This window comes from Halorhodospira halophila (assembly GCF_016653405.1).
Lineage (GTDB): Bacteria > Pseudomonadota > Gammaproteobacteria > Nitrococcales > Halorhodospiraceae > Halorhodospira > Halorhodospira halophila_A.
On record NZ_NHSN01000017.1, the window covers coordinates 49796 to 62114 of the forward strand.

At 71.3% G+C, this 12319-nt stretch carries 9 protein-coding genes; 5 read left to right on the plus strand and 4 right to left on the minus strand.

The genetic code is table 11. From position 1 onward, the window contains the following. The first annotated feature begins 7 nt into the window (after window positions 1–7). A complete protein-coding gene (hemE, locus tag CCR79_RS06175; RefSeq protein ID WP_201169917.1) occupies window positions 8–1102 on the plus strand; it encodes a uroporphyrinogen decarboxylase in 1095 nt (364 codons plus the stop codon). Then, complete coding sequence (locus tag CCR79_RS06180) at window positions 1071–1541, plus strand: NUDIX domain-containing protein (protein WP_201169918.1); 471 nt, start codon at window positions 1071–1073, stop codon at window positions 1539–1541. Before hemE ends, CCR79_RS06180 begins: the two co-directional genes overlap by 32 nt. Window positions 1542–1550: 9 nt before the next feature. Here CCR79_RS06180 and CCR79_RS06185 read toward each other — a convergent pair whose 3' ends face one another. After that, a complete protein-coding gene (locus tag CCR79_RS06185; RefSeq protein ID WP_201169919.1) occupies window positions 1551–2456 on the minus strand; it encodes a DMT family transporter in 906 nt (301 codons plus the stop codon). 95 nt (window positions 2457–2551) lie between these two features. Beyond that, window positions 2552–4654, minus strand: a complete 2103-nt coding sequence (locus CCR79_RS06190) for a TonB-dependent receptor family protein (protein ID WP_201169921.1) — start codon at window positions 4652–4654, stop codon at window positions 2552–2554. Window positions 4655–4754: 100 nt separating this feature from the next. Here CCR79_RS06190 and CCR79_RS06195 point away from each other — a divergent pair, with 100 nt between their 5' ends. From CCR79_RS06195 to CCR79_RS06205, 3 genes are read left to right on the plus strand one after another with little or no spacing between them, the layout of a single operon-like run. After that, window positions 4755–6176, plus strand: a complete 1422-nt coding sequence (locus tag CCR79_RS06195) for a DUF4139 domain-containing protein (protein WP_201169922.1) — start codon at window positions 4755–4757, stop codon at window positions 6174–6176. After that, window positions 6173–9667, plus strand: a complete 3495-nt coding sequence (locus CCR79_RS06200; RefSeq protein WP_201169925.1) for an FAD-dependent oxidoreductase — start codon at window positions 6173–6175, stop codon at window positions 9665–9667. The genes CCR79_RS06195 and CCR79_RS06200 overlap by 4 nt, the downstream gene beginning before the upstream one ends. A 54-nt stretch (window positions 9668–9721) precedes the next feature. Further along, window positions 9722–9913 carry a YgaP family membrane protein gene (locus tag CCR79_RS06205; protein ID WP_201169928.1) on the plus strand — a complete coding sequence of 64 codons (192 nt, stop codon included), beginning with the start codon at window positions 9722–9724 and terminating at the stop codon, window positions 9911–9913. Window positions 9914–9922: 9 nt separating this feature from the next. On the opposite strand, the gene CCR79_RS06210 is transcribed toward CCR79_RS06205, so the two are convergent. Together CCR79_RS06210 and CCR79_RS06215 are read right to left on the minus strand one after the other, a co-directional pair. Then, entirely contained in the window at window positions 9923–10567 is a 645-nt protein-coding gene (locus CCR79_RS06210; RefSeq protein WP_201169931.1) for an SDR family oxidoreductase, read from the minus strand. A gap of 37 nt (window positions 10568–10604) precedes the next feature. Continuing rightward, the gene (locus CCR79_RS06215; protein ID WP_201169934.1) at window positions 10605–12272 is read right to left on the minus strand and encodes an ABC-ATPase domain-containing protein; all 1668 of its coding nucleotides are present in this window, start codon (window positions 12270–12272) and stop codon (window positions 10605–10607) included. Window positions 12273–12319 lie beyond the last annotated feature (47 nt).

Below are 12319 nucleotides of genomic sequence, written 5' to 3' on the forward strand. Positions count from 1 at the left end.
TGACGCGGTGAGCAGCTCTGAGCTCAAGAACGATCGAATCCTGCGCGCGTTCCAGCGCCAGCCCGTGGACCGGACCCCGGTCTGGATGATGCGCCAGGCCGGCCGCTATCTGGCCGAATACCGAGAGGTGCGGGCCCAGGCCGGCAGCTTCATGGGCCTGTGCCGCAGCCCCGAGCTGGCGGCCCGGGTCACGCTGCAGCCGCTGGAGCGCTATGAGCTCGATGCCGCCATCCTCTTTTCGGACATCCTCACCATCCCGGAGGCCATGGGGCTGGGGCTGAACTTCGTCTCCGGTGAGGGACCGGTCTTCGAGCACCGGGTCAAGACGGCCGCCGACATCGACCGCCTGCCGCAGCCCTCCGCCGACAAGGAGCTGAGCTACGTCATGGACGCGGTCGCGGCCTGCCGCAAGGAGCTGGCCGGTCAGGTGCCGCTGATCGGCTTCACCGGCAGCCCCTGGACGCTGGCCACTTACATGATCGAGGGCGGCTCCAGCAAGACCTTCGCGGCCAGCAAGAGCCTGCTCTTCAACGAGCCGGAGGCCGCCCACCGGCTGATGACCAAGCTGGCCGACACGGTGGCCGACTACCTCAACGGGCAGATCGAGGCCGGTGCCCAGGCGCTGATGATCTTCGATACCTGGGGCGGCGCGCTGGACCCGGTGCGCTACCGGGAGTTCTCGCTGGCCTACATGCAGCGCATCGTCGAGCAGCTGCCCCGCGAGCGCGAGGGGCGGCGCATCCCGGTGACCCTGTTCACCAAGGGCGGCGGGCAGTGGCTGGAAGACATCGCCGACACCGGCTGTGACGGCGTCGGTCTTGACTGGACCACCTCACTGACCGAAGCCCGCCGCCGCATCGGCGACCGGGTGGCGCTGCAGGGCAACCTGGATCCGTGCATGCTGCACGCCAACCCCGAGGTAATCCGCCGCGAGGTGGCCCGCTGCCTCGAGGAGTTCGGCCACGGGCCGGGCCACGTCTTCAACCTCGGCCACGGGATCCAGCCGGAGACGCCGCCCGAGAACGTCGACGCCATGATCCGTGCCCTTCACGAACTCTCCCCGGCCTACCATGACGCAGCGGCCACCTCGGCCACGTCGTAGGCGGCGGAGACGGCGTACCCTCTCGGCGGGCGTCATTCCGGTGCGCTTCGCCGAGCGGGGGCGTCTCTATCTGCTCCTGCGCGCCTTCCAGTACTGGGACTTCCCCAAGGGCAAGGTCGAGCCCGGCGAGGAGCCACTCGAGGCAGCCCGGCGCGAGGTCCAGGAAGAGGCCGGAATCACCGAGCTGACCTTCCGCTGGGGCTACGCGTTCTTCGAGACCGGCCCCTACGCCCAGGGCAAGGTGGCCCGCTACTACGTCGCCGAGACCACCACGCGGCGCGTGGTCCTCGGCATCAACCCGGAACTCGGCCGCCCGGAGCACCACGAGTACCGATGGGTCACGCCGGGCGAGGCGTACCGACTTGCGTCGCCGCGTGTCCGCGAGGTCCTCGACTGGGCCGAGACGCAGATCGCCGGCGCCGTGCACGACGGCGCCTGAGTGCCACCCTCAGCTCCGCCCGAAGCGCCACCCCACCGCGCCCTCCCAGGCGTCCCGGGCGAAATACCCCAGCAGCGCCAGCACGATCACCGCCCCGCCAAGCATCGACGGCACCGGCGGCACCTCGGCGAAGACCAGCCACACCCAGACCGGCCCCAGGGCCGCCTCGAGCAGCAGCACCAGGCTGACCTCCGGCGAGGGCAGGTAGCGGGTGGACTGGGCGATGAGCACCAGGGCCAGGGGCATCTGCACCAGACCCATGACGCCGAGCACCGCGTAGCTCTCCCAGCCCAGGGCCAACGGCGCCGCCCAGGGGGCGGCACACAGGGCGGCGACGACGCCGCCGGTGGCCACCACCGGCAGGCGGTTGATCTCCGGACGGGCACGCAGCAGCGTGAGGTTGGCGCCCATATTGGCGGCGGCCAGCAGGGCCGCCAGGTCGCCCAGCCGCCCGCCGGGTTCCGCCGGAGCGCTGAAGATCACGGCCATGCCGACGATCACCGCGGCGATGGTCCACCAGGTCCGGCTCTGGATCGGCTCACGCAGGAAGAGCCAGGTGAACACCGCCGAGAAAAGCGGTGCGGTGGCGAAGAGCACCAGCACGTTGGCGGCGTGGGTGTTGAGCACCGCGAAGACAAAGAGGATCGAGTTCAGCCCGAAGAACAGCCCGGAGGCCGCCGCGGCCCAGCCTCCCCGGCGCCAGATGCGCAGGGTGTAGCGGCCCTGGGTGGCGAAGAGCAGGGCGCTGACCGCCACCGCCATCAGCAGCCCCCGCCAGAAGACCACATCCCAGCCCCCGGCCCCGGCCAGGCGCACCAGCACCGCATCGAAGCTCAGCGCCGTCACTCCGGCGGCGGCGATCATCAGGCCCTTGGCACGGTCCTGGGCGCCGAAGGGCGCAGCGCTCCGCGGCATACTGACTGAACTCCCTGTTGGATGACCCCGCCGGCCCGGCGGGAGGCTTGGCGTCGCGACGAAGGCCGGGAGGATAACCCCTCCCGGCCCTCGTTTCAGTAGGTCTCGAAGCGAATCCCGGCGTAGATGGTGCGCTCCGGGGCGGGTTCGAAGTAGCCCCCATCCTCGAGCCGATTATCGAACTCGTTGGCCTGGTTGATGCGCACGTTGGCGTCGTAGGTCTCGTCGAAGAGGTTGTTGACCCCGAAAAAGGGCTGCGCCTCGTAGGCGTCGGTGACGAAGGTGCGGCTGGCGTGCAGGCCGACCTCGGAGTAGCCGGAGCTGCGCTGGGTGTTGCGGTCGTCGGCCCAAATACCCTCGCTGGCCCGCAGGTCACCGGCCACCCGCCAGCCGTTGGGGGCCTGCCAGGCGGCCTCCAGATAGCCGTGGGCGCGGGGCACGCCCGGGATGCGGTTGCCGCGGACCTGATCGTTGTTCTGGGCGCCGTCGACCTCATCCAGTGCCGGCGTAACATAATCCCGGAAGGTGAACTGCCCGTAGGCCAGCGCGGCGGTCAGCTCCAGGCGATCCGTCGGGAACGCCTCCACCCCCAGCTCCACGCCCCGCCGGCGGGTCTCGCCGGCGTTCCTATACCACTCCGGACCGTCGGTCTCCCCCTGCGGGACCAGCTCGTCTTCGGTCACCACCTGGAAGAGGCTCACCTCGTAGCGCAGCCGCCGATCCAGGGCCCGCCCCTTGACCCCGACCTCCAGGGAGCGCGCCTGCTGCGGCTCGATCGCGTCGTTGATGCCCCCTTCGTCGCGGTCCCAGAGCTCCCAGAGGGTCGGCGTCTCGAAGGCGGAGCTGGCGTTGGCGTAGAGGCTGTGATCCTCCGCCACGGCGTAGCGCACCCCGGCCAGGTAGCTCGGCTCGGTGTAGGTCTGACTTTCGGTTCCCCCATGCGTCGCCTTGCGATCGTCGATGCTCATCCGGGTCCAGTCCAGACGGCCGCCGCCGACCAGCCGCCAGCGCGGCGCCACCTGCCACTCCGCCTGCAGATAGCCCGCCACCACCTGGGCCTGCTCAATCTGATCGTTAGTCCGCTCGCCCTCGCGCCCATCGAGGTTCTCGTAGCGCTGCCGGTCGTCGTACTGCCACTCGGCGTCGGCGCCCACGGAGACCTGCACCGGCCGCCCGGCGGCCTCGGTGCGGCGCACGTGGCGGCCACCGACGCCGCCGAAGTAGCGCTCGAAGGTCACAATGCCACCAGGACTGAGCCGGTCTTCACCATCCGGCCCCTGATATTCATCACCGCCGTCAAAAGGATTCCGCCGGTAGAAGTCCCGGCGCTGCAGGAAGGCCCGGCCCTCCCAGCGTTCGGTGGCCGACGGCTCCGCGGTGAGGATCACCGCCCCGCTCTGCTGCTCCACCTCCTCGCCGGCGTCGTACTGGAGCGCGCTGCCCGCCGCCTGCCGCCGATCCTCCCGTACATCGCGGCGACTGAGCCCCCCCGGGTCCTGGGCCTCCGGGGCATCGAGGAGGTTGGCGATGAAACGCAGCCGCTCACCGCCTTCCAGATCGCGATCGAGCTTGATGTTCAGCCGCCGCTGCGCCGAGCCCGAGTGGTCGCGGTAGCCATCCATCTCCTGATTGGAGGCGGTCACCGCCGTCCGCCACGTCTCCTCGGCGCGCCCGCCCCAGACCCGCTGGGCCCGCTCGCCGTGGCTGCCGAAGAGCACCTCGCCGCCCAGGAAGTCACCGCTGTCCGGGGGCTCCAGCGTGGTGAAGCGAAAGACGCCCCCGGCGGCGTTGCCGTAGAGGGCGGAGGCCGGCCCGCGGATGACCTCCAGGCGCTCCACGAAGGCCGGGTCCAGCGCATCGAGCTGGCTCTGGCCGTCGGCCACCGTGTACGGCACATCGTCCACGAAGGCGCGGACGCCGCGCAGCCCGAAGGGCGAGCGGGCGCCGAAACCCCGCACCGACAGGCGCAGATCCTGGGCGGCGTTGTAGCGGTTCTGGGTGTGCACCCCGGGTACGCGGTCGAGCCCCTGGTCCAGGGAGAGGCGGCGGCGATCGGCGTAGGCCTCCCGGCCGACTACGGAGACCGCCGCCGGATAGGCGTCGGGATCCACATCGAGCCCGGGCACGGTGGCGACCACCGGCGGCAGCGCGGCCTCCTCACCCGCCGCCGGGCCGGGCACACCGGCAGCTAGCGACAACCCTACCCCGAGTGCCCCGAGAAAGGCGCCTGGCCTGCATGCTACATTCGACCCTGACCCGCGCCGCGCACCAGGACCACCGATGATTCGCCGGCTGACCATGACCACGCCCGTCCCGCTGCCCATGCTTGTCACCCCGTTGCTGCTCTTCGCTCTCGCCAACCCCGGCCACGCCGCCGAGACCGCGCCGGCGGAGCTGGAACCGGTCCCGCTCGGCACCCGCACGCTGCCCGAGGGTGTGCGTGAGGTAATCAGCGACGGACAGGATCGCACGGCGCTAGCGGTCACCGTCTACCTGCGGGGGCCGGCGGTGTTCCGCGAGACCCGCGAGATCGGGCTCCCCGACGAGCCGGCGCGGCTCGTCCTCACCGACGTCCCGGAACACATCGATGCCGGCACGGTCAGCCTTGATTCCGAGCACCTCCCCCGGGTCGGTGCGGTTGCCTTCACGCCGGGCGACCTCGATGAGGATGGGCTGCTGCGCCACCACTTGGGCAGCGAGATCCGCTACCGCGCGGGCGCCGACCGCACCTGGGAACGTGGCTATCTGCTCGCCTTCGACGCCGACGAGGTGATTGTCGCCACCGACGAGGCGGTCTACCCGCTGCCACGCGGCAGCGAGACCCGCTTCGCCTTCCCGGAGCGACCGCCCCGGCTGCACGGGCGACCCACCCTCGAGCTGGCCATCGACAGCGAGCGCGGCGGCACCCACCCCGCTAACCTGGCCTACCGCAGCGAGGGCCTGACCTGGCATCCCGACTACCAGCTGCGCGTCATCGAAGACGCCGAGCCGCGCCTGGACGGCTACGCCCGCGTGGAGAACGAAACCGGTATCGACCTGCAACAGGCCCGCTTGAGCCTGATCGGCGCCAGCCTCGGTGACGCCCCTGTCCGCACCCTCGCCCGGGCCGAGTCGGTCACGGCCGATCGACTCGACGGCCTGCCCCGGTTCCAGACCGCCGAACCCCACGATCTGCTCGCCGGGCGCAGCCACCGCATCCAGCTCTTCAGCCAGACGCCCGACGCCTTCGACCGCTATCACCGGCTGCGCAGCAACGCCGGTGCCGAGCCAGACCGCCCGCAGCACTCGCCGGCCCGGCGCGTAGCCAGCTGGCAGGCCGGCACCGATCTGCCCCCTGGCCGCGTAACGCTGCTCACCGGCCCGCCCGGGGCCGCCGAGCCGGTGGGCGAGGGGCGCATCCCGGGGACCGCCGCCGGGGACGAAATCGAGGTGGAGCTGGGCCCCGCCTTCACCGTCACCGGCGAGCGCACCCTGCGCGAGCGCCGGGCACTGGAGACGACCGAAGGCTTCGAGGCCGCCTGGCGCATCCGCCTGCGCAACCGCGGCGAGGCCGCCACTCGGATCGAGCTCGAGGAACGTTTCCCCGGCGACTGGGAGCTGCTCGAGACCAGCCACGAGCCGAAACGCGCTGAAGGCCGTTGGGCCCTGTGGGACCTGGCGCTGGAGGCCGATGACGAGACAACCCTCGAATACCGGGTGCGCGTGGAGCGAGAGGAATGAGCGAAGACCCCATCTGCCTCGAGGGCCTGAACTACAGGGATCTGCATAGCCGGACCGGCCTGCTGGAACTCGATCGGCGCTTCCTGGCGCACCTCCGCGCCGTGGCTCCGGAACGGGCGGCGCAGCTCGAGGCGCACCGCGACCCGGACCGCCCGAACCTCAGTGACCGCGACCTGGGGGAATGGCTCATCGCCACGGCACCCTGCCTTGAGGCGTTCCTGGCCGAGGCCTTCGGCATCAAGGCCTCCCTGCAGACCGTCCGTGACGCCCTGACCCGGGACGGCGAGGTGCTCGCCTTCCGGCGGGACTGGGTCCAGAAGCGGGCCCGCCGACGCAAGACGCCCCCCCAGGTGTCATTCGCCGAGCTCGACAGGTGGCTGGATCAGGCCTTGGACGCCCGGGGCATTGACCGCCGGGACCGCGAACTGGCCGTAGCCCGGCTGGCCGCACAGTACACCGCCGAAAGCGACGCAGAAGCCGAACGTGAGCGTCTGCTGGACTGGTGTGCCGCGGCCCTGCACACCCCGCCGGGCCAGGCCGCCGTCGCCGACTGGGCGGCGTTCCGGCTGCCGCAGCGGGTGGACCACACCAACCTGGTGGCGCTGGAGGCCGAGGCCACCGAGGCGCAGGGCCAGCCCGTCCGCTTCCACGCCCCCCGCGCGCGCTGGCGCAGCCGGGACGGCTTCGAGCTCACTGACGGCCGCGCCCCGCAGCGCCAAGTCAGCGCCGAGGCCCACTACTGCATCTACTGCCACGACCACGAGGGCGACTTCTGCTCACGGGGCTTCCCCGAGAGGAAGGGCGACCCGGAGCTTGGGTACAAGGCGGATCCGCTCGGGGTACAGCTCACCGGCTGCCCGCTGGAGGAGCGCATCTCGGAGATGAACCGCCTCTACCGCGACGGCCACCCGCTGGCCGCGCTCGCCGTGGCGATGGTGGATAACCCCATGATTCCGGCCACCGGCCACCGGATCTGCAACGACTGCATGAAGGCCTGTATCTACCAGAAGCAGGACCCGGTGGACGTCCCGCAGATCGAGACCCGCACCCTCACCGACGTGCTCGGGCTGCCCTGGGGCGTCGAACTTTACCACCTCCTCGCGCGCTGGAACCCGCTGCGCGCCCGTCAGTACCTGCCCGCCGAGGAGAACGGCCGCCGGGTGCTGATCGCCGGGCAAGGGCCCGCGGGCTTCACCATGGCCCACCACCTGACCATGGCCGGGTGCACCGTGGTGGCCGTCGACGGCCTGAAAATCGAACCGCTGCCCCAGGCGTGGCTGGACGGACCGATCCGCGACTGGGGCGACGTCTGGGAACCGCTGCAGACGCGCACCCTCTACGGCTTTGGGGGCGTCGCCGAGTACGGCATCACCAACCGCTGGGACAAGAACTTCCTTAAGCTCATCTACCTCACCCTGGCCCGGCGCGAGCGCTATGCCGTCCACGGCGGCGTCCGGCTGGGCGGCACCCTCACCCTAGAGGATGCCTGGGCGCTCGGGTTCGACCACGTCTGCATCGCCACCGGGGCCGGCTACCCCCGGGTGCTGGAGGTCGGCAACAGCCTGGCCCGGGGCATGCGCCAGGCCAACGACTTCCTCATGGCCCTGCAGCTGACTGGGGCCGGCAAGAGTGAGAGCATTGCCAACCTACAGGTGCGCATGCCGGCGGTGGTCATTGGCGGCGGGCTGACCGCCGTCGATACTGCCACCGAGGTACAGGCCCACTACATCGCTCAGGTGGAGAAGGTCCTCGCCCACTACGAGGCCCTGGAGGCTGAAGGCGCCGGGTTCGGGGCCGGGCTCGGCGTCGAGGACCAGGCCATCCTCGAGGAGTTCCTGGCCCATGGGCGCGCCGTGCGTGCTGAGCGCGAGCGCGCCCATGCGGCCGGCGAGGCGCCGCGATTCGCGCCGCTGCTCCAGGCTTGGGGCGGCGTCACCATCGCCTACCGCAAGGGCCTCACCGCCTCGCCGGCCTACGTGCGCAACCATGAGGAGCTCACCAAGGCCCTGGAGGAAGGCATCCTCTACGCCGAGGGGCTCGAGCCCCTGCACGTGCGCCTGGACGAGCACGACCACGTCCACTCGGTGGTCTTCCGGCGCATGCGCCACGACGGCGGCCGCTGGTACGCCACCGGGCGCGAGACGGAGCTCGCGGCCCGCTCGATCTTCGTCGCCGCCGGGACCGTGCCCAATACCATCTACGCCCACGAGCACCCGGGCAGCCTTCAGCTGCAGGGCATCCACTACCGGCCCTACGGCTACCGGCGCAGGGGCCTGCAGCCCATCGCCGCCGGCGAGCACTGCAAGGCACCGGAGATCGGCCCGTTCACGTCTTACCAGTCGGCCGGGCGCACGGTCTCGTTCATCGGCGACACCCACCCGGTATTCGCCGGCAGCGTGGTGCAGGCCATCGCCTCGGCGCGACGCAGCTACCCGCAAGTGCTCGCCGCCCTCGGCGGGCTTCCCATGCAGCCCGGTCGCAAGGCTCGCGCCTTTCTCGACAACCTGGCCGCGCGGCTGACCCCGCGGGTGGTCTCCGTGGAGCAGCCGAGCCCGGCCGTGGCCGAGATCTGGGTCCGGGCACCGCTGGCCGCAGCCCGTTTTCGGCCCGGGCAGTTCTTCCGCCTGCAGACGCTGGAGACGCACAGTCCGGTGGTCGACGGCACCCGCCTGCAGGTACCACTGATGACCGTCTCGGGCACCGGTATCGACGGCGACTGCATCCGCCTGATGCTGTTGCAGTGGGGGGCCGCCCCGCGCATCGCCGCCCGCCTGCAGCCCGGCGACCCGTTGGTGCTGATGGGCCCCACCGGCGCGCCCACGGAGATCCCCGAAGACCGCACGGTGATGGTGGTGGCCGGCCGCTGGGGCGCGGCGGTGATGCACGATATCGGCTCGGCGCTGCGCGCGGCGGGCAACCGGGTGCTCTACATCGCCGCCTTCGGCAGCGCCGAGGAGATCGATCACCCCGATGAGCTGGAGGCCGGCGCCGACCAGATCGTCTGGGCTACCGCCCGCGAGCCCGCCTTCGAGCCGCGCCGCCCCCAGGACAGCGCAGTGATCAGCGCCGACATGGTCGACCTGGTCCGCCGCTACGGCGACGGCGAGATCGCCCCCGATGCCCCGGGGCTACCGCTGGCCGAGGTCGACCGGATCCTGGTCGTCGGCGGCACCGGGCTCCTGTTCGGCTTCCAGCAGGCACTGGCGGACGGCCTGTCGGCATACTTCCCGGACCACCTCGAGGCCGTGGGCACGGTGGGCAGCCCCATGCAGTGCATGCTCAAGGGCGTCTGCGCCCAGTGCCTGCAGTGGCAGGTGGACCCGGAGACCGGCGAGCGGACCCGGGCCGTCTTCTCCTGCGCCGAACAGGATCAGCCACTGGGCTGGATCGACCTGGGTAACCTGGCTGCACGGCAACAGCAGAACCGACTCCTCGACCGACTCACCGCCGCCTGGGTGGAGCGGCTGCTGCAGCGACGCGCACCGGACTGATATGCAATACTTCGGATATCAGACCCGAGCGTCGATACCCAAGGAGGAATCGCAATGGACGTAAGCAGGAACATGGGCACCGTGGATCGCGCCATCCGTGCCGTGGTGGGCATCTGCCTGATCGCTCTGGCGTTCATCGGGCCACAGACCGCCTGGGGATGGATCGGCCTGGTCCCGCTGGCGACCGCCATCGTCGGGGTCTGCCCGGCCTACATCCCGCTGGGCCTGAAGACCTGCGCCAAGTAGCACCGAGGCCTAGCTAACGCCGAGCCGGCGAACCGCCTCACGTACGGCGGTTTCGCCGGAGACGGCATCCAGCGTGCGCCGCGACGTCACCCCGGCGTCGAGCAGGGCCGCCAGCAGCGCGGCCACATCATCCCGCGGAATCTCGCCGTAGGGCAGCCCCTCGCCGAGGGTCACCCGCCCGCGGGCGCGTTCATTGAGCAGACGCCCGGGACGCAGGATGGTCCAGTCCATGGCCGTCGCGCGCAGGCGGTCATCGGCCTCACGCTTGGCCGCCAGGTACGGCCGCAGCCGCTCCGGGGCCTGCTCGGGGCACTCCGTGCGCATCGCCGAAACCATCACGAAACGCCGCACCCCGGCCGCCTCGGCCAGCTCGATGATCCGCAACGCGCCTTGACGGTCCACCGCCTCGGTCTTGTCGGCACCGGTATGCGGGCCAGAACCGGCCGTGAAGACCACAGCGTCCGCGCCGCGGACTGCCTGGCTACAGTCACGCTCGAGGTCAGCCACCACGGTCTCGGTGGCCCCCGCGGCCGCCAGGGCCGGCTGCTGGTCCGGATCCCGGACCATGGCCCGCACCTCGTGCCGGCTCGGCGCCAGCCGCTCCACCAGTCGCCGCCCCACCTGCCCGTGGGCCCCGATGATCAACACCCGCATCCTCTGCCCTCCGCTCGCGTCGCTGGCCTGCCTGGGCCTAGCCTACGCCGTCGGCGACGCCGCCGAAACGGGCACCGCGCAGGCGGTTCAGCGCAGCCATGACCTCGATCGTCCGCGGGCGGGCCAGGTCCCCGTCCGGGCGGGGCAGCAGCTGATCCCAGTGGCGGTTCAGCAGATCGGCCAGCCACGCCGGCGGGTCCTCGACCCGGCCGCTGTCCGAGAGTCGCTCGAGCAGCAGGCCGATGGCCCGCACCTGGGCGGGATCGGCGATCTGCTCCACGGCGCGCAGGTCGACGGCCTCCCGGCCGAGCAGCAGGGTATCGCGCCCGCGGCCCTGCACCTTGCGCTTACCGGGCTTGGTCTCGGTACGCACTGTACCCCCCTCCACGGCGCGGGTCGTCGGCCAGGCCAGCGGCGAGCGCACCTCGGCGTGGCGCCCGGTGGCGTACTCGGCGGCTACCCGCCGCGCCTCGGCGGTGACATCGGCCGGACGGTACTCCTGCATCTGGATGACCGTATCGGCGCTGTCCAGATAGTCGCCAGAGCCGCCCATCACCAATAACGTGGACACCGCATGGCGATCGCGCAGCTCGGCGATGCGATCGACCAGCGGCGTGATCGGTTCGGCATCCCGGGCCACCAGGGCCTGCATGCGCCGATCGCGGATCATAAAGTTGGTCGCCGAGGTGTCCTCGTCCACCAGCAGGGTGCGCGACCCCGCCTCGAGGGCCTCCTGCAGGGCGGCCGCCTGGCTGGTGGAGCCGGAGGCCAGGTCCGTGGAGAAGGCGGTGGTGGACTTGCCAAAGGGCAACTCGCCGATGTATGGCGACAGGTTCACGGCGTGGACGGCGCGCCCGTCCTCGGCGCGGATCTTCGCCGCGTCCTCGACGCTGACGACGCCGTCGCGACCATCCCCGGGGACGTGGTCATAGACCCCGAGCTCCAAGGCATTGAGCAGGGTCGACTTGCCGTGAAAGCCGCCGCCGACGATAAGCGTGATCCCCGCCGGGACGCCCATACCGGCGATCGGACCGGCATTGGGGGCGTGCAGCGTCAGGCGCAGCGAATCGGGGCTGTGGAAGGGGATGGCATCGCTCAGGGGCCGGTCGTCCACGCCGGAGCGCCGCGGCAGGACCGCCCCTTCAGCGACGAAGGCCACCAGGCCGCGCTCGTCGAGCTGCGCACGCAGCGCCTGCTGGTCCTCCACCGCGGCGCAGTGGCGCTCCAGCGAAGCGCCGTCGAGTTGCTGCGCCTCGGCAGCAGCGGCGACGATCCGCGGCAGTTTCCGGCAAAGGATCTCGGCCGCCTGGCGACCGAGGATGGTCCGCCCGCGCGCCGGCAGGGCGACGGTGAAACGCAGCTCGACACCGGCGTCGGTGAACAGCACGGCACTGCGATCAAGCACCGTCTGAGCGCCTGAATCGATGCGGACCGCCTGCTCGCTGGCGGCGGCACGCTCGAAGGCCCGGGCGATGTAGTCACGCGCCGCGCGGCGCCGGGGCTCGCCGATCAAGGCCGCTTCGGGCAGCCCCGCCCGCTCCCACGGCACCACAGCCCGCAGCCGCGAAGGCGCGGCAAACGGGTCGGCCTGGACCTTGTCCACACACAGGGTGAAGCCGGGGAAAGCGTGGCGGCCCTGGATGTCCTTGTACGCCTTGTAGCCCCGGCCGTCGATGCGCTGGAGGGTATTCTGCAGCTGTTCCATGCCGCCTCACGGTAGCCGAGCCGGGCCGCGCCGGCCAAGAGGGGCCG